We start from the raw sequence: 26,842 nt of genomic DNA, 5'->3' as shown, positions 1-26,842 counted from the left end.
GCCCATGGCCGATGCCGAGGGTCGATCCGGTCGAACCGTCCGATCAGATCGATCCGCTCGATCACGTCGACAGGTCGATCCGTTCGACTCGGCAGGCGTACGCAGGGAAGGAACGGCCACTGTCTGTCCACATGCTCAACGAACTCCTGCTCGTCTGCTCACTCGTACTGCTCGTCGCGGTGGCGGCGGTGCGCGTCTCGTCCCGCAGCGGGCTCCCCAGCCTGCTCCTGTACCTCGGCATCGGGATCGCCATGGGGCAGGACGGCATCTTCGACGTCAAGTTCGACAATGCGGAACTGACCCAGGTCATCGGCTATGCCGCACTCGTCGTGATCCTCGCCGAGGGTGGCCTGGGCACCAAGTGGAAAGAGATCAAACCGGCACTGCCCGCCGCGGCGATGCTCTCGCTGGTCGGCGTCGCGGTGAGCGTGGGCGTCACTGCGGCCGGGGCGCACTACCTGGTCGGCCTGGACTGGCGGCAGTCGCTGATCATCGGCGCGGTCGTCTCGTCGACGGACGCCGCCGCGGTCTTCTCCGTACTGCGCAAGGTGCCGCTGCCGGCCCGGGTCACCGGTGTGCTGGAGGCCGAGTCCGGCTTCAACGACGCGCCCGTGGTGATCCTGGTGGTCGCCTTCTCCACCAAGGGTCCGGTGGACAGCTGGTACGTGCTGCTCGGCGAGATAGCCCTGGAGCTCGCGATCGGTGCGGCCATGGGTATCGCGGTCGGCTGGCTCGGCTCGTACGGACTGCGTCATGTGGCGCTGCCCGCGTCCGGCCTCTACCCGATCGCCGTGATGGCGATCGCGGTGTCCGCGTACGCGGCGGGCGCCCTGGTCCACGGCAGTGGCTTCCTCGCCGTCTATCTGGCCGCGATGATCCTCGGCAACGCCAAGCTGCCGCACTGGCCCGCCACCCGCGGCTTCGCCGACGGGCTCGGCTGGCTGGCCCAGATCGGCATGTTCGTGCTGCTCGGTCTCCTGGTCACGCCGCACGATCTGCTGGACGACTTCTGGCCCGCGGTCATCGTCGGGCTGGTGCTGACCGTGGTGGCGCGTCCGCTGGAGGTCTTCATCTCGCTGGCGCCGTTCCGGCTGCCCTGGCAGGAGAAGGCACTCATGTCCTGGGCGGGCCTGCGCGGCGCCGTGCCCATCATCCTGGCGACCATTCCGATGGTCTCCGGGATCGAGGGCTCCACCCGGGTCTTCAACATCGTCTTCGTGCTCGTCGTCGTCTACACCCTCATCCAGGGGCCGACCCTGCCCTGGCTGGCGAAGGCCCTGAAGATCGCCGACGATCCGGCGGAGGCCGCCGACCTGGGCATCGAGTCGGCGCCGCTGGAGCGGCTGCGCGGCCATCTGCTGTCGGTGGCGATCCCCGGCCGGTCGAAGATGCACGGCGTGGAGGTCGGGGAGCTGCGGCTGCCCGCCGGGGCCGCCGTCACCCTCGTCGTGCGGGACGGCAAGAGCTTCGTACCGGCGCCCTCGACCGTGCTGCGGCGGGGCGACGAGCTGCTGGTGGTCACCACCGACCCGGTGCGCGACGCGGCGGAGGAACGGCTGCACGCGGTCGGCGAGGGCGGCAAGCTCGCGGGCTGGCTGGGGGCCGGCGGCAGAGCCGGCAGCAGCGGCGAGGGGCACGCGGCACACGATGTGGTGCACGAGGTGACGCATGCGCTGAAGGCCGTGAAGAAGCTGGGCAGGACCGGCGGGTCCAAGACGCACCGCTGAGGCAGGGATGCGCCTGCGGGTGCTTCCGATCCGAGGCTGCGGTGGAGTCCTTGTGCACATTCACAGGTGCACAAGGACCTCTGCCTGTATCATGAAGGGAGCCGATCGACCTCTGTGACGGGGTCGGTCGACGAACCCGGTCGACCGACCTGACCAATGCCGGTCGACCGACCCGAACGACCAACCCGATCGACCAATCTGAACGACCAACTCTGCCTGATGCAGAGCTGGCGCGACCGTATGGCGGTCGTGGCGTCCTCCGCCTCTGCTGAGCGCCCGGCATCTACCGCAGTTCCGCGCGAAGAGGACAGCTCTCGGCAGCACCCGCACGAACGAGCCCGCACCTATCCGTGCCGGCCACCGCGCGGGAGCTCGGCCACCAGGCGGCAGAAAGGCATGGACCGTGGCGTCCACGGTCACCGACCGCCCCGGTTACGGGCAGTTGCTGCGCACCCCGGGTGCGTGGACATTTCTCCTTCCGGGCTTCGCCGCACGGCAGCCCTTCGCGATGCTGACCATCGGCATCGTGCTCCTGGTCCAGCACACCACCGGCTCGTACGGCAGCGCGGGCGCCGTCGCCGCCGTGACCGGTGTCTCCATGGCCCTGTTCGCCCCGCAGACCGGCAAGCTCGCCGACCGTTTCGGCCAGCGTGCCGTGCTGCTGCCCGGCGTCCTGGTGCACGCGGCGTCCGTGTCGGCGCTGACGGCACTGGCGCTGGCGGACGCGCCCCTGTGGGCGCTGTTCGTGGCGGCCGTGCCGACGGGTGCGTCCGTTCCGCAGGTCGGGCCGATGGTGCGGGCCCGCTGGGCGGCCGTGCTCGGTGCGGCACCGGGCCGGGAGGCCTCGCCGCTGCTGTCCACCGCGGCGGCCTTCGAGTCGGTGACGGACGAGTTCACCTTCGTCATCGGCCCGGTGCTCGCCACCGCATTGTGCACGGGGGTGCACCCGGCAGCCGGTCTGATCACGGAGGCCGCGCTGACGCTGGTCGGCGGGCTGCTCTTCGCCGCACAGCGCCGCACCCAGCCCGCGGTGCGCGACGCCGCGGCCGGCACCTCCCAGCGGCATGCCTCCGCCCTCTCCGTACCGGGTGTGCGGGTGCTCGCGGTTGCCTTCCTCGGGATCGGCGCGGTCTTCGGCGGCATGCAGGTCTCGCTGACCGCCTTCGCCGAGGAGATCGGCCGCCCCGGAGCGAACGGTCTGCTGTACGGCGTCTTCGCGGCCGGCAACATGCTGGCCGGGATCGCCTGCGGTGCCATCGCCTGGAAGAGCGGGCCGCGACGGCGGCTGCTCGTCGGGTACGCGGCACTCACCCTGACCGCGTCCGGGCTGTGGGCGGTGCACTCGGTGCCGCTGCTGGCCGGGCTCGGACTTCTGGTCGGGCTCTCCATCGCCCCGGCCCTGATCAGCGGCTACACGCTGGTCGAGGCCCTGGTGCCGGGATCCGCCCGGACCGAGGCGTTCACCTGGCTGACCGGCTCGGTCGCGCTCGGCCAGGCGGCGGCTGTGACGGTCGCCGGGCGGCTCGCGGACGCCCACGGAGCCAGCACCGGATTCGTGGTGCCGCTCGTCGGGACCGTACTGGCGCTGATCACCCTGGTGGGACTGCGTTCGCGGCTCGCGCCCGCCGCCTCGGGACGGACCGTGGCACGTGGTGTCGGTCACCGGAAGCCGGTCACGGTGGACTGATGCTGCGGAATACGTCAGTATGGAGCGTCGTTAGCACTCATTGAGTCAGAGTGCCAGGAGGAGCAAGTGCCGACCTATCAGTACCAGTGCACCGAATGTGGCGAGGGCCTAGAGGCGGTGCAGAAGTTCACCGATGACGCCCTCACCGTGTGCCCGAGCTGCGACGGACGCCTGAAGAAGGTGTTCTCGGCGGTCGGCATCGTCTTCAAGGGTTCCGGTTTCTACCGGAACGACAGCCGCGGCTCCTCGTCGAGCAGCACGCCGGCTTCGTCCTCGGCGAAGGCGTCCGGTTCCGCTTCGTCCGATTCCTCGTCGTCCTCGGCGTCCGCGGGATCCGACTCGAAGTCGTCCGCCTCCGCTGCGTCCTCTTCCTCGGCTTCCTCGCCGTCGTCCTCCTCGTCCTCGACGAGCAGCACGTCGGCCGCCTGAGCCGAACCGCACTCGCACACCGCACTTCCACCGTGAGCCCCGCCGATCCGTTCGGCGGGGCTTCCGGCGTTTTCGCGCGCCGCTAATGTGATCGCATGGTGAACGCAGAGATCGGTGTCATCGGCGGCTCGGGCCTGTACTCCTTCCTGGAGGACGTCACGGAGGTGCGCGTGGACACTCCGTACGGACGGCCGAGCGATTCCCTCTTCCTCGGCGAGATCGGCGGCCGCCGGGTCGCCTTCCTCCCCCGCCACGGACGCGGCCACCATCTGCCGCCGCACCGCATCAACTACCGGGCCAACATGTGGGCGCTGCGCTCCGTCGGCGTACGTCAGGTGCTCGGCCCGTGCGCGGTGGGCGGCCTGCGCCCGGAGTACGGGCCGGGCACCCTGCTCGTGCCCGACCAGATGGTGGACCGCACCAAGGCCCGGACGCAGACGTACTACGACGGGGAGATCCGGGCCGACGGGGCGGAGCCGAACGTCCTGCATCTGGGCTTCGCCGATCCGTACTGCCCCGAGGGGCGCAGGGCGGCGCTGGCGGCTGCGCGGGCGAGGAACTGGGATCCGGTGGACGGCGGAACGCTGGTGGTCGTCGAGGGGCCGCGCTTCTCGACCCGGGCGGAGTCGCGCTGGCATGCGGCGATGGGCTGGTCGGTGGTCGGGATGACCGGTCACCCGGAGGCCGTGCTCGCCCGTGAACTGGGCCTCTGCTACACGACGATGACCCTGGTGACGGACCTGGACGCGGGCGCGGAGGCCGGCGATGGCGTCTCGCACGGGGAGGTGCTGAAGGTGTTCGCGGCCAATGTGGGGCGCCTGCGTGCCGTGCTCTTCGACGTGGTGGCCGCTCTGCCCGCGGAGGCGGACCGGGACTGCCCGTGCTCGCATGCGCTGGACGGGCTCAAGACGGGGATCGAGCTGCCTTAGCGGGTGAGAGGGGCGGTTGCGCGGGGCGGCTGCGTAGGGCGGTTGCGCGGGGCGCGTGGGGCGCGGGACGGTTGCCGTGGGGCGCGGGACGGTTGCGGCGCGAGTGACGGTTGCGGCGTGAGTGGGTGACGGAGTTGTCCACAACTCCGGGGCTCTCCACAGGCTTCGGCGGGAATCTCGCGGACGGTGGATCGTGAGGGGTGTTCGTTCGAACTCCTCATGGCAGGTGGTGTCGACCATGTTTCCGTCGTCCGTCGCTTCCGCGTCGTCCGTCGCTTCCGCGTCATCCGTGACTTCCGCGCCGGGCGCAGCGTCCCCGCCGCGCGCAACTCCCCAGTCGTTCTCACCGTTGCCGTTGCCGTCTCCGCCGCCGGCGCCCCCGGCCTGTGGGGTGCCCGCGTTCGAACCATTGCGGGTGCGCGGAGGCGGTGGGCATCGGCTGCGGCGGGCGTTGTGGCGGCAGCGTCGTGCCCTCGCGGCCGGGCTGGCCCTGACGGCCGCCGCGCTCGCCGCCACGGGGCTGGGCGGTGGCGGCGCGGGTAGCGAGGCCGCGTACGGGGCGGGGGCCGGTGGTGTGGCAGGAGCGGTGCCGGAGCGGGCACGGCGACCGGCCCAGTTGGTGTCCGCGCCGGTCCGGATCGCGGATGCGGGGGCGGTGCGCTTATTGCGGCCGGGTGACCACGTCGACGTGATCGCTGCCGGGGAAGCCGGAGCCGAGACCGGAGCCGGGGTCCGGGTGCTGGCGAAGGGCGCGCGGGTGGCGGAGGTACCACAGACCTCGGCCGAGGCTGCCGAGGGTGCCGGGGGTTCAGCGGAGGATGGTGCGCTGATCGTGCTGTCGGTTCCCCGGGACACGGCCACCGCACTGGCCGGCGCGGGCGTCTCGTCCCAACTGGCGGTGATCCTATGTTGATTCGCACTGGCGATCGGTCAAGTCGCCTGCCCAAACCCAAGAATTGGGTGGTTTCATCCCGTACTGCCGCAAGTTGCGGAGGAGTTTGCTCCGCCTACGGCACACGCGAAGGAAGCCTCATCTGCGAGCGAGAAAAAGGTCAGTCTGCTGGAAGGGTTCAAAGCCTTCCTGATGCGCGGCAATGTGATCGATCTGACGGTCGCCGTCGTCATCGGCGCCGCGTTCACCCAGATCGTGAACTCGATCGTCAAGGGAGTCATCAACCCGCTGGTCGGTGCGTTCGGCACCAAGGACCTGGAGGGCTACAGCTCCTGCCTCAAGGGCCCCTGCATCACGGACCCGAAGACGGGCGAGGCGACCGAGGGCATCCGGATCCTGTGGGGTTCGGTGCTCAGCGCCACCCTCAGCTTTCTGATCACGGCCGCGGTCGTCTACTTCCTGATGGTCCTGCCCATGGCCAAGTACCTCGCCAAGCGGGCGGCGATGCAGGCCGCGAAGGAGGGGGTGCAGGAGACGCTGGAGGTGAGCGAGATGGAGGTGCTGAAGGAGATCCGCGACGCCCTCGTCTCTCAGCGCGGCGGCCCGTCGGGCGAGAACCCCGGCCAGGCCCCCGACCAGTAGCGCGAGGCGCAGCGGAAGAACCGGAAGCAACGCCGCCGGACCACCACGGAGCGGGGAATCAGATGTGGTGGGGCGGCTTCTCGTCGAGGAAGCGCGCCAGATCGGCGGCGCTGCCACCGGCCGGGGCCCGCTCGCCCCACCCCCGGTCCGTATCGTCCGCGGACTGCTGGTCCAGCGGATCGTCGAAGACCAGAACCGGTTTCGGTTTCGGCCGTTCCGGCTGGGAGGGCTTCGAATCGCGCGGGCCGGGGGCGGGGGCGGTGCTCATACGTCAAGGGTACGGCGGCGGTCAGCGATCCTTCGGATCGATCAGCCACAGCCCGAGGACGACGAGGAACGACAGGCAGAGAAAGCCGGCGCCCCACCAGGCCGTGCCGGTGTTGCCCTCCATCCAGGCGTCGATGACGACGGTCAGGCCCCAGAGCTGTCCGACGACCACCGTCATGGCGAGGGCCAGCCGGGCCGTCAGTTTCGAGGACCGCTCGGGCTCCTGGTCGGTGCCCGCCCCCGGGCCGGGGCCGGTGTGGCGGACCCGGGGGTCGCCGTAGCCGCTGGTGGCGCGGATCTGCGGATAGCGCTCGTGGACGGGCCGGTTGAGTTCGGGACGGGCACTTCCCGGGTGGTACTCCGGGTACCCCCGGGGCTTCGAGGGCTCCCGGTCGCGGGACTGCCGGGCGTCGGTCATGTCCGCCTGCCAGAGGTCCCGGCCTCGGCTTCGGCCTCGGCGGTCCGGGTACGGGTACGGGACGCCCTGGAACTCGCGAACACACCGGCGCTCACGGGCGGATCGGCGCTCGCGGACGTACCGGCTGTTCCCGGCGACGCGGCCGCCGGCGCCTCCACGCCGCTGCCCTCGACGGCGGGGCAGCCGATGCGGGAGGCGAGGTCCGGGCGGTCGGCGCGGAACCGGCGGCACAGACCGTGTTCGATGCTCTCGCCCGAGCGTGTCGTGCCGATCGCCCAGATACTGCCGTCGGCCTGTTCGATGAGCACCACCTTGGGCAACGCACGGGGCGGTGGCCCGGCAGTGACCTCACCGGTGCGGGCGTCGAAGACACCTTCATGACAGGGGCAGTACAGCTCGCCCTCGGAACCGCGGTCCTTGCGCCAGAGCACGGCACAGGCGAGATGGGTGCAGATCGCGGAGTAGCCGACGAGGGAGCCGTCGTTCAGCCGGACGGCGACCGCCTTGTCCTCTTCGTCCGGGTAGTGGAAGGCGAGCGACTCACCGGGCAGGAGCTGAGCGGCGATCCTCTTCGGGGAGGGGGTCTTGTCGTCGTCGGGGTCGCCGTGGCGCGGCAGGATTCCACCCGCCACGCCGAGGCTGCCGACGGCGAGTCCGCCGGAGACGGTCACCACGATCCGGAGGTAGTCGCGCCGGGTGGTGAGGGAGTCGGCGGCGATCCGGTCGTGCAGGGCTTCGCGCGGATCGCCGGAGGGCGGCTGGACGGTGTCGCTCATCGGCGGACGTCCTTCCCGTTGATCTCGACGACGGGAAGGCCGCCGGGCACCGGCCACTGCACCCGGTCGGCGGGTACGACCATGGCCACACCGGTGCGTACCTCGCTCCGGCCGAAGGTGAAGGTGTCGGCGACCTGGACGCCGGGGCGCTCGGCCCGGAGCTCCTCGACGGTCCCGTAGAACAGCGCTCCGGTCGGACAGACGGTCGCACACATGGGAGCGAGGCCGTAGGCGGTGCGGTCGTAGCAGAGGTTGCATTTCATCTGCAGCTTCGCCTGGAGGTCGATCTTCGGGACGCCGAAGGGGCAGGCGTTGACGCAGTTGGCACAACCGATGCAGCGGGTGGTGTCGGCCTGCTGCACCACACCGTCCGCGGTCACCGGGATCGCGTCGGCGGGACAGACCTCGGCGCAGGGCGCGACCGGGTCCTCGCAGTGCATGCAGACCGTCGGAAGGGAGGCCACGGACCGGCCCTCGTCGGTGTAGTCGAGGTGGATCAGCGACTTGCCGCGGTGCGAGTCGCATTCCCGGCAGGCGGAGACGCACGCCTGGCAACCGATGCAGCGCCCCGGGTCGATGAAGATCGTTCTGCCCATCATGCGGCGGTCAGCTCCTCTCCGAGGTGCCACGCCCCTGGGGGGCCGTGGGCGGCAGCGGGTCGGTACGGCAGACCCGGGTCTCCGGGTAGCCGGCCTGGCCGGGTGCGACAGGAGGCGCGGGGACGTCGTCGATCTTCCCGGCGTGCTCGATACGGCAGGCGCACACCTTGTACTCGGGGATCTTGGAGCGGGGGTCGAGGGCGTCGATGGTGAGGGCATTGGCCGCGGTGGGGACGGGCCAGTGGTACGGGATGAAGACGGTGTCGGGGCGGATCGCCTCGGTGACCAGTGCGGGAAAGACCTCGCTGCCGCGCCGGGTGACGACGCGGACCGGTTCGCCGTTGCGGAAGCCGTGGGAGGGATGGAGCTCGGCCCAGGGGCGCGGGGTCTGTTCCACGAGGGCGCCCAGACGACGGGTCTGGTTGCCGGAGAGGAAGTGGGCGACGGTGCGCCCGGTGGTGAGCGACATGGGGTGCTCGTCGTCGTACGGATCCATCGGCGGGTGCCATTCGACGACCTGTAGATGGATCTTGCCGTCGGAGTGGTAGGTCCTGCCGTTCTCGAAGAGCCGAGGGGTACCGGGGTGGTCGGTGGAGGGGCAGGGCCAGGCGATTCCGCCGGTCTTTTCCAGCCGTTCGTAGGTGATGCCGTAGTAGTCGTTGACAGTGCCGGCGGAGGCGATCCGCAGTTCGTCGAAGACGGCCCGGGAGTCGGCGAAGGCGAATTTGTCGCCCGCGCCGAGGCGCCTGGCGAGTTCGCACATCACCCAGGTGTCGGTCCGTACACCGGGCGGCGGGTCCTGCGCCTTGTTGTGCTTCACCACCCGGGCCTCGGCGTTGGCCATCACCCCTTCGTCCTCGGCCCAGGTGGTGACGGGGAAGACGACATGCGCGTTGGCAGCGGTCTCGGAAAGGAAGAAATCGAATTGAGCGTGGAACTCTGTGGCGTCGTACCCCTCCTTGACCACCTTGTAGTTGGGGAGGGAGACGAAGGGGTTGTTGCAGATGCCGATCAGGCCGCGGATCTCGCGGCGCTGCATCTGCCAGACCATTTCCATCATCGAGGTGCCTGCGGGCGGGAGTTCGGATTCCGCGATGCCCCAGATCTCGCAGATCTGCCTGCGGTGCTCCTCGTTCATGATCGAGCGGCCGCCGGGCAGCAGGTCGGATTTCTGTCCGTGCTCACGGCCGCCCTGCCCGTTGCCCTGGCCGGTGATGGTGCCGTAGCCGGCGCCGGGTTTGCCGATGTGGCCGGTGGCGGTGCAGAGGTTGATCACGCTGAGGCAGTTCTCGACGCCCTGCGAGTGGTGCTCGATACCGCGGGCGTGCCAGGCCATGGCCTTGGGAGCGCGGGCGAAGGCGCGGGCGACCTGGACGATCTGTTCGGCAGGGATCCCGCAGATGTCTGCGGCCCGGGACGGCGGGTACTCGGCGGCCTTGGCCTTCACTTCGTCCCAGCCGGTGGCATGGGCGGCGAGATAGGCCTCGTCGGTCAGTCCCTCCTCGATGACCACGTTGAGCACGGAATTGAAGAAGGCCGAATCGGTGCCGGGCTTGAGGGCGACATGGATGTCGGCGGTGCGGGCGATCGCGGTCTCCCGCGGGTCGACGACGATCAGGCTCGCACCGCGGTCCCGGGCTCCCCACACGTACTGGGTCATCACGGGGAAGCACTCGCCGACGTTGGAACCCGCGATCAGCAGGCAGTCGGTGAGCAGGATGTCGGAGAAGGGGTTGCCGGCCCGGTCGATGCCGAAGGCGAGTTTGTTGGCGCCCGCGGCGCTGACCATGCAGAGCCGGCCGTTGTAGTCGACGTGCCGGGACTTCAGGGCGACCCGGGCGAATTTGCCGACCAGATAGGTCTTTTCGGAGAAGAGGCTGGCTCCGCCGAGGAGCCCGAACGCGTCGTTCCCGTAGCTCTGCTGGATGCGCTTGATCTCGGCGACGGTGTAGTCGAGCGCCTCGTCCCAGGAGACCTCTCGGAAGTCCTCGTCACGGGAGCGGCGCATCAGCGGGGCGGTGAGCCGGTCGGGGTGGTTGACCTGCTGGTACGCGTTGATTCCCTTGGGACACAGCCGCATCCGGTTGATGTCGTGGTTGCGGGGTTCGACGCCGAAGACCTTGCCGCCTCGGTCGACGCGCAGATACATCCCGCACTGGACCCCGCAGAAGCAGCAGTGGGTGGGGACGAGCGTCTCGCCGCTGTGGTCGGCGTGCCACCGGTCGGCGGGGATACCGCCCGCGTCCCGGAAGGCACGGGTGCCGGGCGGGGCGAGAGAGGGGTCGAGGGGAACCACCGTCCGGGGGTCGGCCGCTCGCGGATCCACGGTCACTTGAAGCCCTTCTTCACGTGGGAGAGATGGGCACTGCCACGCAGCACCCGCTTGCAGCGCGGGCAGTATTCGGCCCACTCGTCGAAGTCGAGGCCGAGGTCGCGCATGGTGCCGCGGATGTTCTCGACATAGGGCCCGGTGTCGATGGGTTCCTCGCAGCGGCGGCAGCCGAAGACCTCCCGGTCCTGCCGGGCGGTGTATTTGAACAGCTGCATACCGACCGCGGCCGGGCGCTGGACGATGTGGAAGAACTTCCCGAACGGGATGTAGATGAGGGTGAACACCACCGACACCATGTGGAGAACCGCCAGGAATTCGTATCCGCCGCCGTGCAGGAAGATCGACGAGAAGGTGAGCAGCAGACCGGTCACGGAAATGACGATGAGAGCGATCAGCGGGACCATGTCGTAGGCGAAGCGCTGGCCGGTGATGGCGCCGCGGTCCTTCATCCGGCGCCACAGGAAGTAGGAGGCGCCGGGGATGACGAGCACGGCGGCGATGTCCAGGCCGTGGAACATCAGCCAGCCCAGGATGTCCAGGGAGTCGAATCCGATGATCTCGAAGCCCCAGATTCGCATCTCGTAACCGGGACCCGAGCCGCTGCCGGAGGTGAAGGTGAACCAGCCCCAGGTCAGCGGGAAAGTGATCAGGGCGGCGAGGACGCAGCCCCAGAAGATCAGCTGATGGGCGGCCCAGCGGGCGTGCGAGCGGGCGCCGAGGAATTTCTGGAAGCCCAGATATGTGGCGATCATCCGGGGCAGCGCGGTGGGGGCCTTACGGAAGTTGGCCACCGAGAAGAAGCTCCGCCACCCCTGGTTGAAGAGCCGTCGGGCACCGGGCGCGGAGACCCAGACCGTGTAGCGGTAGGCGACGCCGAAGGCGAGGAAGACGGTGGCGACGGCGTACGGGAGCAGGGCGGAGTCGAAGTTCTCCAGCAGCCGGCTGCCGAGCACGATCGCGAGGATCAGGAGGGCGGAGACGATGACACCGGCCGTCGTCGCACGGGCGGTGACGGAGCGGGTGCCGACGCCCGGGAGGCCGGCGGCGCCGGGCCCGGCGGGTGGCTGGGTGCCGGGCACCCCGGTGGAGCCGGTGGAGCCGGTGGAGCCGGTGGAGCCGGTGCGGGCACCGGTGGCGGGCTGCGCGGCTGCGGCGGAGGCTTCTGGCGGCTCGGTCACTCCGCCACCGTAGGGTTGTACGTGACGGTTGGTCCCGTTTTACGGCTCGGCTGGGTGAGCCCGATCGCCCGTCCGGGGCATGCCCCGTTCAGCGTTGCCGACGCCCGTCTGGTGTGCTGGCTCCCATGCCCGTAATGATGGCTCGCAGCCGCACCGAGGAACATCGCGCGTCGACCCCGCTGGAACTCTTCTTCGACCTGTGCTTCGTCGTCGCCGTGGCCCAGGCGGGCGCGCGGTTGGTACATGCCGTCGCCGAAGGCCACGCCCTCACCGGAATAGGCAGCTACGCAGCCGTTTTCTTCGCGATCTGGTGGGCCTGGGTCAACTTCAGCTGGTTCGCCTCGGCCTACGACACCGACGACCCGCTGTACCGCGTCGTCACGCTCGTCCAGATCACCGGTGTGCTCATCCTCGCCGCCGGAGTGCCGCGCGCCTTCGACGCGGGCGACTGGACGATCGTCGTCATCGGTTATGTGGTGATGCGGCTCGCGCTGACCAGCCAGTGGCTGCGCGCCGCGCACTGCACCCAGGGCGGGGAGCGGCGGGTCGCGCTGCGGTACGCCGTCGGGATCACGGTGGTGCAGCTGGGCTGGATCGCCATGCTGCTGCTGCCCGCCGACTCCCGCGGAGTCCGTACCGCCGTCTTCGTCGTGCTCGCGCTCGCGGAGATGTCCGTTCCCGCGATCGCCGAGCGCGACCGCTCGACGAGCTGGCATCCGCACCACATCAGTGAGCGGTACGGACTGTTCACGATCATCGTGCTGGGCGAGACGATCGCGGCGGCCACGGTCGCGGTCCAGGAGGCGGTGGACGAGCACGACGCGCTCGGCGAACTGCTGCCGATCGCCGCAGGCGGACTGCTGATCGTCTTCTCCGCCTGGTGGATCTATTTCGCCGTGCCGATCCATGACTACCTGCGCGGCAGCAGGGAAGCGTTCATCTGGGGATACGGGCACTACCTGATCTTCGGTTCCGCGGCCGCCATCGGTGCGGGCATCGAGGTGGCGGTGGAGCAAAGCGTTGGCAAGGCCCACATCTCGGACGCGGTGGCCGCCGCCGCGGTGACCATTCCCTCCGCGCTCTTCCTGTTGACGGTGTGGGCGCTGCACGCCCGCCACTTCAAGCGCGACCTCGCGGAGCAACTGTCCCTCCCCGTGGCCGCGCTGGCCATCCTGGCCTGCACGTTCGCCGACGGGTGGGCGGTGTTGGCGGCCGGGCTGGTGGCCGCGGCGGCCGTGGCCGTGGAGGTGCTGCTGTCCCGGCGGCCCGCCATGGCCGGTTGAGCGCGACGGGACGGCCGACGACAGCTCACGCAGCGAGCAGTGCGCGGCGGGGAGCACGCAGCAAGGGGCACTCAGTGAGGAGTACGCAGTGACGGAAGAACCCCGGGCCCGGAAGCCGACGGGCCCCTCCGGCCCCCCGGATACCGCCGGGCCGAACACCGACCCGCCGAATGCCGCCCCGCCGATTCCCGCCGGGCCGCTCGACGCGCTGACCGACGTCGCGGGGCTGCGCGTCGGCCATGCGCAGGTGCCGGGCGAGGGCGCGCTGAGCGGCACCACCGTTGTCCTCGCCCCCGAGGGCGGTGCGGTCGCGGCCGTCGACGTACGCGGTGGCGGTCCCGGCACCCGGGAGACGGACGCGCTCGATCCGCGCAATCTGGTGCAGCGCATCGATGCCGTCGTCCTGACCGGCGGCAGCGCGTACGGCCTGGACGCGGCGTCCGGTGTGATGGCCTGGCTGGAGGAGCAGGGGCGCGGAGTGCGGGTCGGCCCCGACCCGGCGCACGTGGTGCCGGTGGTCCCCGCCGCCTGCCTCTTCGACCTGGGGCGGGGCGGCGACTGGCGGGCCCGCCCCGACGCCTCGACGGGCCGCGCGGCGGTGGAGGTCGCGGCAGCCGCGGGGCCGGGGGCGCCGGTGACCGAAGGGGGCGTGGGCGCGGGCACGGGCGCGGTCGCCGGGCAGCTCAAGGGCGGCGTGGGCACGGCGAGCACGCGGCTGCCCACCGGGATCACGGTGGGCGCGCTCGTCGTGGTGAACGCGGCGGGCTCGGTGGTCGATCCGCGTACCGGGGTGCTGTACGGGGAGTACGGCGCAGCCGAACCGCCGGTGCACCCGGCGCCCGAGGTCCTCCGCGCGGCGGAGCGGCGGCTCGCCGAGGCGCGGGACGCGAACACACGGCCCCCGCTCAACACCACGCTCGCCGTCGTCGCCACGGACGCCGACCTCACCCGGGCCCAGGCGCAGAAGCTCGCGGGTACGGCGCACGACGGACTGGCGCGCGCCGTCCGCCCCGTACATCTGCTCACCGACGGGGACACCGTTTTCGCGCTGGCCACCGGCGCCCGGCCGCTTGATCCGCAGAATCCGATCGCGCTCAACGACCTGCTGGCGGCCGGTGCGGATGTGCTCGCGCGCGCCATCGTGAAGGCCGTCCGGGCAGCTCGGAGCGTCGACGGCCGCCCCGGCGGCGGCTGCTACCCCTCGTACAGCGATCTCTACGGCACACCGCCTCGCCCCTCACAGCCACCGTCGGGCAACGGCCCGGAGCCCGACTCGCCTGCCGGGTAAGGAAGTTCGGACGAACCACCAGGAACCATCTGCGTGCGCCATACGTTTTCCTGAACCCCGGTCACGATGTCGGACCCAGGGACTACGTTAAGCACGCAGCAAGTAACACGCGGCAACGGCCTGGAGACAGCACCTTGAGCGATCCGTACGAGACAACCGAGCAGCACCTCGAGCGACTCCTGCGACGGGCACTCAACTCTTTCGACCTGCCCGACAGTACGGTCGAGAGACTCGGTACCGCGCTCGCCCACAGCAGTTCCCTGCACTCCTCGCACCACAGTTCCGTACTCCACCGCGAGACCTACCGGCACACGTATCTGCTGTCCGACGGCACCGCTCTCACCCTGTGGGAGCTGGTGCACGGCGGTCCGCGGAGCGCGACGGACCCGCGGTCCCGGACGGAGCCCGACCTCAGGCACCACGAGCTCTACGACGACGAGGCCGATGCCCATGTCGCCGCCGCCAGGCTCACCGGCAGCTTCGGTGAGGTCCCGGTGTTCGGGGACGACGGGCCGCAGGCCGACCTGGAGATACTCACGGTCCTGATGGCGGCTCCCCCGGCCCCGCTGCCCCGGATGTACGCCCCGGACAACTCCGCCGACCACGCCCGCCGTGTCCTGCGCCGCGCGGAGAACAGCAACGGTCCCGGCGAGGAGACCGCCCGGCTGCTGCGCGCCGCCTTCGCCCACCACATCACCCAGGTCTTCGGCCGGCAGTGCCGGGTGGACGGGCGGGACGCCGGATTCACCCTGTACGAGCACGCCTTCCTACTCCTCGACGGCAGCGAGACAAGCCTGTGGGAGGTCGAGCACACGGCCACGCCGGACGGCCGCCACATGTGCGAGGTGTACGGCGACGAGGAGACCGCACGCGGTGCCATGGAGAGCCGCACACGCATCTGCTGACCCACGGCGGCCGGCCCCCGGGGCCCGGAGCCGACACACAGGTGCCCGCACCCCCGCCGGGGGGTGCGGGCACCGTCCTCTTCTCCCGGCCGGAGGTCGGTCAGGGCGTCAGAGCGGGCTCCTTGGCGGCCTCGGAGCCGCCCGCCGCATCCGCGGCACCCGCAGCGTTCCCTGCGCCTGCCGCGCTCTCGACGCCCGCCGCGTCCACGGCCCCGTCGCCGTCCTCCACCTGCTGCCGCGGCCGCGCGGGCAGCGCGAACATCACCAGGAAGATCACCGCGAGCACCCCGGCCACCCACCACAGCGAGTTCCGGAACGCCTCCGCGAACGCCGGGCCCATCTGCGACGGCGCCGACCGGTCGTCGATCGAACCGAAGAAGACGACCGCGACCAGCCCGAGCCCCAGCGCATTGCCCATCTGCTGCACGGTGTTGATCAGCCCGGAGGCCGAACCGGAGTGCTCCTTCGGCACCTCGGAGAGCACCATGTCCGTCAGCGGCGCCACGATCAGGCCCATGCCGATGCCCATGACCACCAGCGGCAGGATCATCTGCCAGGACGTGATGCCCATGCCGTACCGGTCGGACTCCCAGATGTAGATCAGCAGTCCGGCGACCATCAGCAGCGCACCGGCCTGGAGAACCTTGCGGCCGAATTTGGGCACCAGCTTCTGTACGGAGATCCCGGCGGCGAACGAGACGGCGATCGAGAACGGCACACCGGTCGTACCGGCCCGCAGCGCGCTCCAGCCGAGGCCCTTCTGCATGTAGAGCGTCCAGACCAGGAAGAAGATGCCGAGCCCGATGCCGAAGGTCAGCTGCACCGCGATGCCCGCCGCGAAGCTCTTGACCCGGAACAGCGACAGCTCGACCAGCGGCGAACCGTCCTTGCGCGCCTTGGCCCGCTCGAACAGCACCAGGGCCAGGAACACCAGCAGGCTGCCGGCCATCGATACGTGGCCCCACAGCGGCCAGCCCAGCTCACGCCCACGGGTCAGCGGGTAGATCAGCATCAGCATCCCCAGGGTCACCAGGGCGACGCCGATCAGATCGAGCCGGAGCGCCTTCGGGGCCTTGGACTCGGTGATGAACTTCCGGCCGAGGAGCAGGCCCGCGAGGCCGACCGGCAGGTTGATCAGGAAGATCGGCCGCCATTCGAGACCGGCGATGTTCCACTCGGTGAGCAGCGCGCCCAGCAGCGGTCCCGAGACGGCACCGAGGCCGACGATCGCGCCGAAGAGGCCGAAGACCTTGCCGCGCTCGTGTGCCGGGAAGGTGGCGTGCACGATCGACAGCACCTGCGGAACCATCAGCGCGGCGGTGCCGCCCTGGAGGATGCGGGAGGCGACCAGCATCTCCGGGTTCACGGCGAAGCCGCAGAGCGCGGAGGCCAGCGTGAAGCCGCCGATGCCGATGAGGAACAGCCGCTTGCGGCCGTAGATGTCGCCCAGCCGGCCGCCGGTGATCAGACCGGCCGCGAAGGCCAGGGCGTAACCGGCGGTGATCCACTGGATCGAGCTGAACGAGGCGCCGGTGTCCTCCTGGATGCTCGGGATGGCGATGTTGACGATCGTGACGTCGACCAGGTCCATGAAGGCCGCGGTCATCACGATGGCGAGCGCGAACCAGCGTCGCCGGTCCGACGGGCCCGAGGACACCATGGGCCCGGATGCCGTGGACGACAGAGGTGCGGAAGAAGTCATATGAAGAAGCTAAACAGCCATTAGGTCAGGTCATGACCCAATAGCTGGGCATCCTGGTGGGACGACCACCACCCCGGCGTGAGACGACCGGCCCCCGGCAGAAGGCTGAGCCCATGACCGACACCCCGGCACGACTGCTGAATCTGTTGTCGCTCCTCCAGACGCCCCGCGAGTGGCCGGGCAGCGAGCTCGCCGAGCGGCTCGATGTCAGCCCGCGCACCATCCGCCGCGACATCGACCGGCTCCGCGAGCTGGGATATCCGGTCGAGGCCTCGCGCGGGTCCGTCGGCGGCTACCGGCTCGTCGCGGGCACCGCCATGCCGCCGCTGCTCCTCGACGACGAGGAGGCGGTGGCCATCGCGGTGGGGCTGCGGGCGGGGGCCGGGCATGCCATCGAGGGGGTGGACGAGGCTTCCGTACGGGCTCTGACGAAGCTGGAGCAGGTGCTGCCGTCACGGCTGCGGCACCGGGTCTCGACGCTGCAGAACGCGACGATGCCGCTGACCCGGGGCGACGGCTCGACCATCGACCCGCGGACGCTGACCGTGATGGCGTCGGCGGTCACCGGTCAGGAGCGGCTGCGGTTCGCGTACCGCGCGGGCGACGGCGCCGAGACGAAGCGGGAGGCCGAGCCGTACCGGCTGGTGAGCACGGGATGGCGCTGGTATCTCGTCGCGTACGACCTGGGGCGCGAGGACTGGCGTACGTTCCGGGTCGACCGGGTGAGCGAGCCGTTCGCGACCGGGGCCCGGTTCACACCGCGCGAGCTGCCCACGGGTGACGCGGCGGAGTTCCTCGCCGGTTCCATCTCCCGGCGGCAGCCGGAGCTGGCGGTCGATGTGAGCTTCGCGGCCCCGTCGGAATTCGTGTCCGCGCGGCTGCCGACGTCGATCGGTCCGTTGGAGCGGACCGGCGAGAACAGCTGCCGGCTGCGGGCGGTGCTCGCGGACTCGCTGGAATGGGTGGCGCTCCGGCTGGCGCTGGTGGACTGCGACTTCACCGCCCACGAGCCGCCGCAGCTGGTGGACTACCTGGGCGACCTGGGCGCCCGCCTGACCCGCGCGGCGGCACGCTGAACCCGGCCGGACCCGCCACCGCTCCCGGTCCGGATCCGCCATCCAATGGGACGCGGAGCCGTCGTGACACAAAAGAATGAGCCCCGGCGCCAGGGGGGGTGGGCGCCGGGACTCAGCTCAGGGGGTCACGCGAAGCGACCCATTTCGGAGGATACTGGACGAAGGCTCACGCCGCAGCGTCAAAACCCGTGTCGTGGGCCATTCGCTTCAATTCCAGCAGTGCGTGCTTCTCGATCTGCCGGATCCGCTCACGGGTGAGCCCGTGCTGCTTGCCGACCTCGGTGAGAGTCCGCTCACGGCCGTCCTCGATGCCGTACCTCATACGGATGATGGACGCGGTGCGGTTGTCGAGCTTGCCGATCAGGTCCTCGAGCTCCTCGCTGCGCAGCAGCGTCATCACCGACTGCTCGGGCGACACCGCGGAGGTGTCCTCCAGCAGATCGCCGAACTGGGTCTCGCCCTCGTCGTCCACGGACATGTTGAGGCTGACCGGGTCGCGGGCCCAGTCCAGGACGTCGCCCACGCGCTCCGGCGTGGAGTCCAGCTCCGCCGCTATCTCCGCGTGCTCCGGCTCGCGGCCGTGCTCACGGTTGAACTCGCGCTGCACCCGGCGGATCCGGCCGAGCTCCTCCACCAGGTGGACGGGGAGCCGGATCGTACGGGACTGGTCGGCGATGGAACGGGTGATGGCCTGACGGATCCACCACGTCGCGTACGTGGAGAACTTGAAGCCCTTGGCGTAGTCGAACTTCTCGACCGCGCGCACCAGGCCCGCGTTGCCCTCCTGGATCAGGTCGAGCAGGGGCAGCCCGGCCCGCGGATAGCGGCGGGCGACGGCAACGACGAGCCGCAGGTTGGAACGTATGAATACGTCCTTGGCGCGCTCGCCCTCGGCGACCAGCGCCTCCAGCTCCTCGCGCGTGGCTCCGCCGGCCTCGCTGTCCACCGTGCCGTCGAGTATCTGCCGGGCGTAGACACCCGCCTCGACGGTCTGCGACAGCTCGACCTCCTTGGCGGCATCGAGCAGCGGCGTACGCGCGATCTCGTCCAGGTACATGCCGACCAGGTCGCGATCGGCGATCTCTCCGCCCGCGGCGCGAACACTGCTTGCCCGGTTGGTCCCACCGGTGGTGGACGAACGACGGGCGACGGCACGGGTTGCCATGCGTGCTCCCTTGCTGAGTAGGTCGCGACACCCTTCCGGGTGCCCTGCATCCGATGGAAACAACGACTGGAATCCGGACAGAATTCCCACGCCTGGCATTCATTTTCGCGATCATGCAGTACCCTGTGCCGCCGCGAGGGGGGTGCACATGCCGGATCGCCGGACAGAAGTGCAGGTCAGGCCGGGCGTCGAGGGTGATTTGGTGGCGCTCACGGACATCTACAACCATTACGTACGTGAGACCGCGCTCACATTCGACATGACCCCCTTCTTCCCCGAACAGCGGCTGCCATGGCTGCGTTCCCACCCTGAAGACGGCCCGCACCGTCTTCTGGTTGCTCAGGATGTCCGTCTTGTCGGTCCCGCTTCGATCCTGGGTTACGCCACCAGCAGCGCTTTCCGCCCCAAGGCGGCGTACGCGACCTCGGTCGAGGTGAGCGTCTACTGCGCCCCTCACGCCACCGGCCGCGGCATCGGCACGCTCCTCTACACGGCCCTGTTCGAGGCACTCGCCGGCGAGGACCTGCACCGTGCGTACGCGGGCATCACCCAGCCCAACGACGCCTCCGTCCGGCTGCACGAGCGCTTCGGTTTCCGCCATGTCGGCACGTACGCCGAGGTGGGCCGGAAGTTCGGCGCGTACTGGGACGTGGCCTGGTACGAGAAGCGACTGGGGCCACAGCCCTAGGACCCCCGCCGGTCCCGGTCCGGGTCCGCGGTCCGTTACGCCGCGCGGGTCCCGCGCCTAGCGTGCCTCCGTATGGACGACACGACGAACGACAACAAGACGGACACGGACGACACCTCCGGCGCGGACGACACCACCGGCACGCTCGACGAGGCGCTGGAACGCCTCCACGCCTCGGGCCCCGAACGCAATGGCTGGCTGAGCAATCACGGCCCCATGGCCGTCGAGGCGCTGGTCCGGCACGGCCAGGCACCGGCCGTCCACCGCTGGCTCGACCACTACAGCCACAAGCTGGAGGACATGCCGGACACCGCGACCCGGGTGACGGCGGAGAACTGGCGCGAGGCCCTCGGCGACCCGCGCCGGATCGCGGACTGGACGGTGTACTTCGAGCGGGAGACCGCCGAGCGCCCCTGGCGGGACGTCCTCACCGAGTGGTGGCCGCGGCTGCTCCCCGGCATCGCGGCGGGCGCCACCCACCCCGTGATCCGGGTCGGCCACTCCGTACGCACCCTGCTCGCCGGCGAGGCGACCCCGCCCCGGATCACCGAGCTCGCCCACGGCCTCGGCTACTGGGCCGCCCGCCACCAGCCGCTGCCCGTGCTGACCCCGCTCGCACCCGCACCCACCGCCGCGGCAGCGCTGAACGCCGTACCGCCGGTGCCCGAGCAGGACGGCGGCATCCGGGACCGGCTGGCGCAGCTCACCGCGTTCCCGGTGTGGCCGCAGCGGTTCACCGACGACCCGGACGAGGCGCGGGCCCGGCTGGCGGAGCTGGTGCGGGCCGCGACCCACCGGTTCGCCACCCACGGGCACGGCGAACCGATCATGCTGGTGCACGCCGCGACCGCGCCCAATGCCGTGCTGCGCACCCTGCCCGCGCTCCCCCGCGCGCTGTGGGTACCGAGCCTGGGGGCCGCGTGGGCGGCGAGCGCCGCGGTCACCGCCGCGTACAGCCCGGCCGAGGCCGCCCCGTACACACCGGTGACGGCGTCCGCCGATGAGCTGTTCGCGCGGGCGGCGGCGCACGGCGACGACCACACCATCAAGTTCACCGACACCGCGCTGGACGTCGGCGACGCGACGGCCCTCGCCGCCGCACTCCGCTCGATCGAGCTGAACCCGCCGGTGCTGTGACAGACCCTGCGACAGGCGCCCGTCCGGAGCTCAGCCGAACTGCACCGACCGCTTCGCGAGTCCCATCCAGAACCCGTCGATGACGCTGCGCCCCCGGTCCAGCTCACCCTCCGAGGCGCCGAGCGTCACGAAGATCGGTGCGAAGTGCTCGGTGCGTGGATGGGCCAGCCGGCCGGCCGGGGACTTGTGCTCGAAGTCCAGCAGCGCGTCGATGTCCTGTGCTTGGAGCGCCCGGTTCCCCCAGTCGTCGAACTCCGCCGACCAGCCGGGGGTGCCGCCGCCCGCATGCCGCAGGGCGGCCAGGTTGTGGGTGAAGAAGCCGCTGCCGACGATCAGCACGCCCTCGTCGCGCAACGGCGCGAGCTTGCGCCCGATGTCCATGAGCTTCTGCGGGTCCAGCGTCGGCATGGAGATCTGGAGTACGGGGATGTCGGCACCCGGGAACATCTCCACGAGCGGGACGTACGCCCCGTGGTCGAGCCCGCGGTCCGGGATGTCCTGGACCGGCGTACCGGCGCCGCGCAGCAGCTTGCGTACGCTCTCCGCCAGTTCCGGGGCGCCCGGGGCGGCGTACCGCACCCGGTAGTAGTGCTCGGGGAAGCCCCAGAAGTCGTGGACGAGCGGAACCGTCTCCGTGGCCCCGAGGGCCAGCGGGGCCTCCTCCCAGTGCGCGGAGACCATCAGGATCGCGCGGGGGCGGGGCAGCCCGGCGGACCAGGCGGCCAGTTCGCCGGGCCAGACCGGGTCGTCGGCCAGCGGCGGGGCGCCGTGGGAGAGGTAGAGGGCGGGCATGCGCTCCGCGGTGACTGTCATGGCACTCCCCATCCACTGCTGATCCGGGTAAGTCTTCTACTGAGCCTTCTACAGGCGTCTTTTCGAGAAGGAAGGGTTCTTTAATCTTCAAGCTTCCTCCTCCTGAGACCTTAGCTCTATCTAGTTCAACTTTCAAGAAAAGGTCGTACAGTGGAGTACATGACCACGGCATCCACCGGCGAGCCCCGCTGGCTCTCCGACGAAGAGCAGAGCGTCTGGCGCGCGTATCTCCATGCCACCACGCTCATGGAGGACCACCTCGACCGCCAGTTGCAGCGCGATGCCGGCATGCCACACATCTATTACGGTCTGCTCGTCCAGCTCTCCCAGGCCCCCCGCCGCCAGAAGCGGATGACGGAACTGGCCAAGGACGCCAAGATCACCCGCTCGCGGCTCTCGCACGCCGTCTCACGGCTGGAGAAGAGCGGGTGGGTGCGGCGCGAGGACTGCCCGTCCGACAAGCGCGGCCAGAACGCGGTCCTCACCGACGACGGCTTCGAGATGCTGCGCCGGTCCGCGCCGGGCCATGTCGAGGCCGTACGCCAGGCAATGTTCGACCGGCTCACACCCGAGCAGGTGCGCTCGCTGGGCGAGATCATGCAGGTCGTCGCCACCGGGCTCCAGCCGGAGGGCACGGACGCGGACCTGCCCTGGCTGCGCTGAGCCGCACCCGCACCCGCACCGACACGGCTGTGCCCCGGTTCCGTTCGACCAGGAACCGGGGCACAGCCGCGTTCACATCATGTCCGTACCACCTGGCACCACATCACGCCGCATCACGTCACGCACCACTTCGCGTCACGCGTCACGCATCGGCGCTCAGTGGGCGACGACCGGGACCTTGAACTCGTCCTCGACACCGTCGGCCTCACCCGAACCGGAGCCTCCGGTCGCCGGGCCCGCCGAGGGACGCCCGGCGTTGATGAAGGTCACCGCGATCGCGGAGGCCACCACCAGGATGCCGACGGCCCACCAGATGGCACCGGTGAAGCCGTGCACCATCGACTGGAGCTTCAGCAGCTCCGGGTTCCTGGCGCCGAGGGCGGCGTGCGAGGAGGCGTACGCCGTCGCGGCCGACGCGGCGATGGTGTTCAGCAGCGCCGTGCCGATCGCGCCGCCCACCTGCTGCGAGGTGTTGACCATCGCGGACGCGACACCCGAGTCCCGGGGCTCGACACCGTGCGTGGCCAGCGACATGGCCGGCATGAACGCCGTACCCATGCCCAGCCCCAGCAGCAGCTGCGCGGGCAGGATGAGCCCGAAGTAGGAGGAGCCGATCTCCAGCTGCGTCAGCAGCAGCATGCCGACGGCGGCGGCCAGGAAGCCGGGGCCCATGAGCTTGCGCGCCGGGACCCGGATCATCAGCCGGGCACCGATCTGTGTCGACCCCGTGATCATGCCCGCGATCATCGGGAGGAAGGCGAAGCCGGTCCTGATCGGCGAGTAGCCCTTCACGACCTGGAGGTAGTACGTGAGGAAGAGGAACAGCCCGAACATCGCGATGACGGCCAGACCCAGCGAGAGGTAGACACCACCGCGGTTGCGGTCGAGCACGACGCGCAGCGGCAGCAGCGGCGACTTGACCCTGGACTCGGTCAGCGCGAAGGAGAGCAGCAGTACGGCGGACGCGACGAACATGCCGATGGTCAGCCCGTCCGACCAGCCCGCGGACTCGGCCCGGGTGAACCCGTACACCAGCGAGACCAGGCCCAGCGCGGACAGGACGACCCCGGGGATGTCGAGCGCCGAGCGGTTGCGGCTCCCGGCCGGCTCACGGATCACGAAGTACGCACCCGCGGCCGCGACGATGGCGAACGGGATGTTGACGAAGAACGTCCAGCGCCAGTTCAGCGCCTGGGTCAGGAAGCCGCCGAGGATCAGACCGACGGCGCCGCCGCCACCGGCGATCGCGCCGTAGATGCCGAACGCCTTGGCGCGCTCCTTGGCGTCGGTGAACATCACGGCGAGCAGCGACAGGGCCGCCGGGGCGAGCAGCGCACCGAAGACGCCCTGGAGCGCGCGGGAGCCGAAGAGCATGCCCTGGTTCTGCGCCGCGCCACCGAGCGCGGAGGCCAGCGCGAAGCCGATCAGGCCGACGACAAAGGTCCGCTTACGGCCCCAGAGGTCGGCGATCCGCCCTCCGAAGAGGAGCAGCCCACCGAAGGCGAGGGCGTACGCCGTGATGACCCACTGCTTGTTGGCATCGGAAATGCCCAGGGCCGTCTGGGCGTGCGGCAGCGCGATGTTCACGATCGTGGCATCGAGCACGACCATCAGCTGCGCGAGGGCGATGAACGCCAGCGCTTTCCAGCGACTGGGGTCCGGGAGTCGGATATCGGCTGTTTTTGACATGGGGGTATCCACCTAAGGACGTGCATGCGCGCGCATGCACGCGAAGAGTCGTGAACCGAGATGTCGGTGAAAGGTCGAGCCCTGAACGGACAGGTGATGAACGGACGGGCGGTGAACGGACGGGCCGTGAACGGACGGGTGTGAAAGGGATGGTCAAGGCGTGGCGGTCGCGTCGCCGGACTCCTGGTTCAGGTCAGGAGCCCGGCGCGGATGTCATGACCGGCGCCGCAGATCCTCCAAGGTCGCCGCCGTTCCCGGCAGTTCGGACCGGGCCGGAGCCTCCAGGCCGTCCAGGAACAGCTGTAGATGACGGTGGGTGAACCGGTCGATGTTCGGGCAGCCGATGCCGGGCAGCGGCCGGGTGAGCTGGGAGAGGGCGACGAGTACGTCACCGACGGCGATGTCGGTGCGCAGCCGCCCCGCGGACATGGCGCGCGACACGAGCCCCTCGACGGCCTCTTCGAGGCGCCGGCGCTCGGCGAGCAGTTCGGGATGGTCCTTGTCGAAGCCGCCGGACAGCATCGGACACAGTGCCCCGATCCGTTCGTCGGCCGCCGCGTGCACGAAGCGGCTGAGTGCGGCGAAGGGATCGGCCTCCTCGGCCACCGCCTCCTCCGCGCGGTCGGTGGTCCGGGAGGTGACCGCGAGCACGACCTCGTGCGTCAGCGCGGCCCGGTCGGGGAAGTTCCGGTAGAGCGTGGCGTTGCCGACGCCGGCGCGCCTGGCGACCTCGTCGAGCGGCACATCGGGCCCGAACTCGACGAACATCTCGCGCGCGGCCGTCACGATCCGCTCCCGGTTGCGCAGCGCATCGGCCCGCGGACGAGGCGTCCGGGGCTGCGTCGCTCCGGCGGCGATGCCGCTGACGGTCCCCACGACGACCATCCCCTTCCCCTGCTTCCGTTGCCACGACGACCCCTTCCCGTAACCGGGGACCGCCTCCCCGTTTCGCGGGGACACCGATGCAAACGGGGAAATGGTCCCCGGTTATTTCCCCACTTCCATGTGACCCGAGTCACATACCGGGACGGAAAACCAGCCGAACGGCGCACCCAACGAGCGGCGCCGCACCACCCGCAACAGGCTGATCCGCAGAGCGCAGTCAGGGCCGGCCGACTGCCGCGGACCCCGAGGCGCCTATATGCAAAAGCCCCGCCACCGGATACGCAACCACCGCCACCCGATCGCTCTCGCCTCCGCAACAGCCCTGGTCATCGCCGCAGTGGCCACGGGCAGCAACACCCTTCCGATAGGAAGCCGGGCCTCGGCCGGCCCGGTCGCCACCGCCCGTTCCGCAGGCATAGCCCCGTGCCGGATATCGGCGACCATGGGCGTACAGATGTCGGAAGGCATACCGACACCCGAGGGCTACGCCCGCTCCACGGGCAAGGTCCGTGCCCTCAACCTGATGATCGACTTCCCGGACGCACCGGGCGCCGGCCGGGCAATGGACCGGTACAAGGAATTCTTCCCGCAGACCACCGACTGGTTCCGGACCGGATCGTACGGACGGCTCACATATACCCCCGACGCCCCCCTGAAGTCCTGGCTGCGGATGCCACTGCCGTTCTCGGAGTACGGGATAGACCGCGGCTCACCGTACGAACCGGGCTACCGCCAACTCGTCCAGGACATCGTCGCCGCCGCCGATCCGAAGGTGGACTTCGCCGCGTACGACCTGGTCAACATCCTGGTCACCCCGAACGCCGGGCCCTCCGCCCTGGACACCGTCCTGTCCGTGACCTTCTCCGGCAACGACGACACCCCGCGGGCGGACGGCGTCCCGCTGGCCAACACGTCCTTCATCTACAGCCGCCAGGACGACGGCTCGGGATCGTTCAAACAGACCGGATACCGGGTCCTGCCGCACGAGAACGGCCATGTCTTCGGCCTCCCCGACCTCTACACGGTGGAGGGCGGCGGCTCGGTGGGGCACTGGGACATCATGTCCGAGGACTGGGGAGCCAACAACGACCTGCTGGGCTGGCACAAGTGGAAGCTCGGCTGGCTGGACAACAGCCAGATCAGCTGCGCCGCACGGTCCGGCACCAGCGACCATGTGCTCGGCCCGCTGGCCACCCGGGGCGGCACCAAGCTGGCGTTCGTACCGCTGAGCGGCAAGTCCGGCTACGCGGTGGAGGTACGGACCCAGGCCGGCAACGACCAGGCGATCTGCAGGCCGGGCGTACTGATCTACAAGGTGAGCTCGGACGTCGACACCGGACAGGGCCCGGTGTCCGTCGCGGACAGCACCAAGGGCAGCACCGGCTGCACCCGACTGCCCAATGTGCACGCCGGACTGTCAGACGCCGCGTTCCAGCCCGGCGAGACCTTCACCGACCGGACCAACGGGATACGCATATCCGTGATCGACAAGGACAAGAAGGGCAACTACCGAGTCCGCATAACCCGCCCGTGAATGACCTGTCCATGAATGACCCGCCCGCGAATGACCCGCCCGTGAGTGACCCACCCGTGAATAACCCGCCCGTGAGTGACCCACTCGTGAATAACCCGTCCGTGAGTGACCCACCCGTGAATAACCCGCCCGGTATTA

The 26,842-nt window shown here is 70.2% G+C and carries 25 protein-coding genes; 14 read left to right on the top strand and 11 right to left on the bottom strand.

From position 1 onward, the window contains the following. Positions 1 to 131 precede the first annotated feature (131 nt). From ABZY11_RS03305 to ABZY11_RS03280, 6 genes are all read left to right on the top strand, one after another. A complete protein-coding gene (locus tag ABZY11_RS03305; RefSeq protein ID WP_356477479.1) occupies positions 132 to 1,727 on the top strand; it encodes a potassium/proton antiporter in 1,596 nt (531 codons plus the stop codon). A 403-nt stretch (positions 1,728 to 2,130) separates the two neighbouring features. After that, positions 2,131 to 3,414 (top strand): MFS transporter, encoded by a 1,284-nt coding sequence (locus tag ABZY11_RS03300; protein ID WP_356477478.1) that lies wholly within the window; start codon positions 2,131 to 2,133, stop codon positions 3,412 to 3,414. Between the two features lie 66 nt (positions 3,415 to 3,480). Next, positions 3,481 to 3,843, top strand: coding sequence for an FmdB family zinc ribbon protein (locus ABZY11_RS03295; RefSeq protein ID WP_356477477.1), 363 nt, complete (start codon positions 3,481 to 3,483; stop codon positions 3,841 to 3,843). Positions 3,844 to 3,938: 95 nt separating this feature from the next. Continuing rightward, on the top strand, positions 3,939 to 4,772 hold the full coding sequence (locus tag ABZY11_RS03290; RefSeq protein WP_356477476.1) for an S-methyl-5'-thioadenosine phosphorylase: 834 nt from the start codon (positions 3,939 to 3,941) through the stop codon (positions 4,770 to 4,772). Positions 4,773 to 5,010: 238 nt separating this feature from the next. Next, the gene (locus ABZY11_RS03285) at positions 5,011 to 5,685 is read left to right on the top strand and encodes an RcpC/CpaB family pilus assembly protein (RefSeq protein WP_356477475.1); all 675 of its coding nucleotides are present in this window, start codon (positions 5,011 to 5,013) and stop codon (positions 5,683 to 5,685) included. A 147-nt stretch (positions 5,686 to 5,832) separates the two neighbouring features. Next, positions 5,833 to 6,306, top strand: coding sequence for an MscL family protein (locus tag ABZY11_RS03280; RefSeq protein ID WP_356477514.1), 474 nt, complete (start codon positions 5,833 to 5,835; stop codon positions 6,304 to 6,306). A gap of 58 nt (positions 6,307 to 6,364) precedes the next feature. On the opposite strand, the gene ABZY11_RS03275 is transcribed toward ABZY11_RS03280, so the two are convergent. Genes ABZY11_RS03275 through ABZY11_RS03250 form a run of 6 tightly spaced genes read right to left on the bottom strand, consistent with a single transcriptional unit; the run spans position 6,365 to position 11,876 of the window. Beyond that, positions 6,365 to 6,574: a hypothetical protein gene (locus tag ABZY11_RS03275; RefSeq protein ID WP_356477474.1), complete on the bottom strand. Its 210-nt coding sequence runs from the start codon at positions 6,572 to 6,574 to the stop codon at positions 6,365 to 6,367. 21 nt (positions 6,575 to 6,595) lie between these two features. Then, positions 6,596 to 6,991 carry a hypothetical protein gene (locus ABZY11_RS03270; protein ID WP_356477473.1) on the bottom strand — a complete coding sequence of 132 codons (396 nt, stop codon included), beginning with the start codon at positions 6,989 to 6,991 and terminating at the stop codon, positions 6,596 to 6,598. Then, complete coding sequence (locus tag ABZY11_RS03265) at positions 6,988 to 7,767, bottom strand: Rieske (2Fe-2S) protein (protein ID WP_356477472.1); 780 nt, start codon at positions 7,765 to 7,767, stop codon at positions 6,988 to 6,990. Before ABZY11_RS03265 ends, ABZY11_RS03270 begins: the two co-directional genes overlap by 4 nt. Then, on the bottom strand, positions 7,764 to 8,366 hold the full coding sequence (locus ABZY11_RS03260) for a 4Fe-4S dicluster domain-containing protein (protein ID WP_356477471.1): 603 nt from the start codon (positions 8,364 to 8,366) through the stop codon (positions 7,764 to 7,766). The genes ABZY11_RS03265 and ABZY11_RS03260 overlap by 4 nt, the downstream gene beginning before the upstream one ends. Positions 8,367 to 8,373: 7 nt before the next feature. Next, positions 8,374 to 10,698 (bottom strand): molybdopterin oxidoreductase family protein, encoded by a 2,325-nt coding sequence (locus tag ABZY11_RS03255; RefSeq protein ID WP_356477470.1) that lies wholly within the window; start codon positions 10,696 to 10,698, stop codon positions 8,374 to 8,376. Beyond that, complete coding sequence (locus ABZY11_RS03250; protein ID WP_356477469.1) at positions 10,695 to 11,876, bottom strand: MFS transporter; 1,182 nt, start codon at positions 11,874 to 11,876, stop codon at positions 10,695 to 10,697. Before ABZY11_RS03250 ends, ABZY11_RS03255 begins: the two co-directional genes overlap by 4 nt. A gap of 125 nt (positions 11,877 to 12,001) precedes the next feature. On the opposite strand from ABZY11_RS03250, the gene ABZY11_RS03245 reads away from it, so the two are divergent. The 3 genes from ABZY11_RS03245 to ABZY11_RS03235 all read left to right on the top strand — a co-directional run bounded on the left by ABZY11_RS03245 (position 12,002) and on the right by ABZY11_RS03235 (position 15,352). Next, positions 12,002 to 13,159: a low temperature requirement protein A gene (locus ABZY11_RS03245; RefSeq protein ID WP_356477468.1), complete on the top strand. Its 1,158-nt coding sequence runs from the start codon at positions 12,002 to 12,004 to the stop codon at positions 13,157 to 13,159. 184 nt (positions 13,160 to 13,343) lie between these two features. After that, on the top strand, positions 13,344 to 14,447 hold the full coding sequence (locus ABZY11_RS03240; RefSeq protein WP_356477513.1) for a P1 family peptidase: 1,104 nt from the start codon (positions 13,344 to 13,346) through the stop codon (positions 14,445 to 14,447). 134 nt (positions 14,448 to 14,581) lie between these two features. After that, complete coding sequence (locus tag ABZY11_RS03235) at positions 14,582 to 15,352, top strand: DUF6227 family protein (protein WP_356477467.1); 771 nt, start codon at positions 14,582 to 14,584, stop codon at positions 15,350 to 15,352. A gap of 100 nt (positions 15,353 to 15,452) precedes the next feature. Here ABZY11_RS03235 and ABZY11_RS03230 read toward each other — a convergent pair whose 3' ends face one another. Further along, positions 15,453 to 17,054: an MFS transporter gene (locus ABZY11_RS03230; protein WP_356477466.1), complete on the bottom strand. Its 1,602-nt coding sequence runs from the start codon at positions 17,052 to 17,054 to the stop codon at positions 15,453 to 15,455. Positions 17,055 to 17,167: 113 nt separating this feature from the next. Here ABZY11_RS03230 and ABZY11_RS03225 point away from each other — a divergent pair, with 113 nt between their 5' ends. Continuing rightward, positions 17,168 to 18,130, top strand: coding sequence for a YafY family protein (locus ABZY11_RS03225; RefSeq protein WP_356477465.1), 963 nt, complete (start codon positions 17,168 to 17,170; stop codon positions 18,128 to 18,130). A 166-nt stretch (positions 18,131 to 18,296) separates the two neighbouring features. On the opposite strand, the gene ABZY11_RS03220 is transcribed toward ABZY11_RS03225, so the two are convergent. Further along, the gene (locus ABZY11_RS03220) at positions 18,297 to 19,295 is read right to left on the bottom strand and encodes a sigma-70 family RNA polymerase sigma factor (protein ID WP_356477464.1); all 999 of its coding nucleotides are present in this window, start codon (positions 19,293 to 19,295) and stop codon (positions 18,297 to 18,299) included. A gap of 148 nt (positions 19,296 to 19,443) precedes the next feature. On the opposite strand from ABZY11_RS03220, the gene ABZY11_RS03215 reads away from it, so the two are divergent. After that, positions 19,444 to 19,983, top strand: coding sequence for an N-acetyltransferase family protein (locus tag ABZY11_RS03215; RefSeq protein WP_356477463.1), 540 nt, complete (start codon positions 19,444 to 19,446; stop codon positions 19,981 to 19,983). Between the two features lie 72 nt (positions 19,984 to 20,055). Beyond that, a complete protein-coding gene (locus tag ABZY11_RS03210) occupies positions 20,056 to 21,120 on the top strand; it encodes a questin oxidase family protein (RefSeq protein ID WP_356477462.1) in 1,065 nt (354 codons plus the stop codon). A gap of 30 nt (positions 21,121 to 21,150) precedes the next feature. Here the strand turns inward: ABZY11_RS03210 and ABZY11_RS03205 are convergent, their stop codons facing one another. Continuing rightward, positions 21,151 to 21,933: a class III extradiol ring-cleavage dioxygenase gene (locus tag ABZY11_RS03205; RefSeq protein ID WP_356477461.1), complete on the bottom strand. Its 783-nt coding sequence runs from the start codon at positions 21,931 to 21,933 to the stop codon at positions 21,151 to 21,153. A 150-nt stretch (positions 21,934 to 22,083) separates the two neighbouring features. Here ABZY11_RS03205 and ABZY11_RS03200 point away from each other — a divergent pair, with 150 nt between their 5' ends. Then, positions 22,084 to 22,596: a MarR family transcriptional regulator gene (locus tag ABZY11_RS03200; protein WP_356477460.1), complete on the top strand. Its 513-nt coding sequence runs from the start codon at positions 22,084 to 22,086 to the stop codon at positions 22,594 to 22,596. A gap of 156 nt (positions 22,597 to 22,752) precedes the next feature. On the opposite strand, the gene ABZY11_RS03195 is transcribed toward ABZY11_RS03200, so the two are convergent. Next, positions 22,753 to 24,285 carry an MFS transporter gene (locus ABZY11_RS03195; RefSeq protein ID WP_356477459.1) on the bottom strand — a complete coding sequence of 511 codons (1,533 nt, stop codon included), beginning with the start codon at positions 24,283 to 24,285 and terminating at the stop codon, positions 22,753 to 22,755. Between the two features lie 213 nt (positions 24,286 to 24,498). Then, on the bottom strand, positions 24,499 to 25,161 hold the full coding sequence (locus ABZY11_RS03190; protein WP_356477458.1) for a TetR/AcrR family transcriptional regulator: 663 nt from the start codon (positions 25,159 to 25,161) through the stop codon (positions 24,499 to 24,501). A 265-nt stretch (positions 25,162 to 25,426) separates the two neighbouring features. On the opposite strand from ABZY11_RS03190, the gene ABZY11_RS03185 reads away from it, so the two are divergent. Further along, a complete protein-coding gene (locus tag ABZY11_RS03185) occupies positions 25,427 to 26,704 on the top strand; it encodes a M6 family metalloprotease domain-containing protein (protein ID WP_356477457.1) in 1,278 nt (425 codons plus the stop codon). Positions 26,705 to 26,842: the final 138 nt, after the last annotated feature.

The sequence above is a fragment of the Streptomyces sp. NPDC006510 genome (assembly GCF_040611955.1).
GTDB lineage: Bacteria > Actinomycetota > Actinomycetes > Streptomycetales > Streptomycetaceae > Streptomyces.
The sequence above is the reverse complement of the archived record's forward strand: the minus strand, read 5'-3'. Positions and strand labels throughout refer to the sequence as shown.

Bases quoted from the DNA above. Each gene is read 5' to 3' on its own strand.
- ABZY11_RS03305 (WP_356477479.1), top strand. From the start codon at position 132: ATGCTCAACGAACTCCTGCTCGTCTGCTCACTCGTACTGCTCGTCGCG.
- ABZY11_RS03290 (WP_356477476.1), top strand. From the start codon at position 3,939: ATGGTGAACGCAGAGATCGGTGTCATCGGCGGCTCGGGCCTGTACTCC.
- ABZY11_RS03285 (WP_356477475.1), top strand. From the start codon at position 5,011: ATGTTTCCGTCGTCCGTCGCTTCCGCGTCGTCCGTCGCTTCCGCGTCA.
- ABZY11_RS03275 (WP_356477474.1), bottom strand. From the start codon at position 6,574: ATGAGCACCGCCCCCGCCCCCGGCCCGCGCGATTCGAAGCCCTCCCAG.
- ABZY11_RS03270 (WP_356477473.1), bottom strand. From the start codon at position 6,991: ATGACCGACGCCCGGCAGTCCCGCGACCGGGAGCCCTCGAAGCCCCGG.
- ABZY11_RS03265 (WP_356477472.1), bottom strand. From the start codon at position 7,767: ATGAGCGACACCGTCCAGCCGCCCTCCGGCGATCCGCGCGAAGCCCTG.
- ABZY11_RS03260 (WP_356477471.1), bottom strand. From the start codon at position 8,366: ATGATGGGCAGAACGATCTTCATCGACCCGGGGCGCTGCATCGGTTGC.
- ABZY11_RS03245 (WP_356477468.1), top strand. From the start codon at position 12,002: ATGCCCGTAATGATGGCTCGCAGCCGCACCGAGGAACATCGCGCGTCG.
- ABZY11_RS03230 (WP_356477466.1), bottom strand. From the start codon at position 17,054: ATGACTTCTTCCGCACCTCTGTCGTCCACGGCATCCGGGCCCATGGTG.
- ABZY11_RS03225 (WP_356477465.1), top strand. From the start codon at position 17,168: ATGACCGACACCCCGGCACGACTGCTGAATCTGTTGTCGCTCCTCCAG.
- ABZY11_RS03220 (WP_356477464.1), bottom strand. From the start codon at position 19,295: ATGGCAACCCGTGCCGTCGCCCGTCGTTCGTCCACCACCGGTGGGACC.
- ABZY11_RS03215 (WP_356477463.1), top strand. From the start codon at position 19,444: ATGCCGGATCGCCGGACAGAAGTGCAGGTCAGGCCGGGCGTCGAGGGT.
- ABZY11_RS03210 (WP_356477462.1), top strand. From the start codon at position 20,056: ATGGACGACACGACGAACGACAACAAGACGGACACGGACGACACCTCC.
- ABZY11_RS03205 (WP_356477461.1), bottom strand. From the start codon at position 21,933: ATGACAGTCACCGCGGAGCGCATGCCCGCCCTCTACCTCTCCCACGGC.
- ABZY11_RS03195 (WP_356477459.1), bottom strand. From the start codon at position 24,285: ATGTCAAAAACAGCCGATATCCGACTCCCGGACCCCAGTCGCTGGAAA.
- ABZY11_RS03185 (WP_356477457.1), top strand. From the start codon at position 25,427: ATGCAAAAGCCCCGCCACCGGATACGCAACCACCGCCACCCGATCGCT.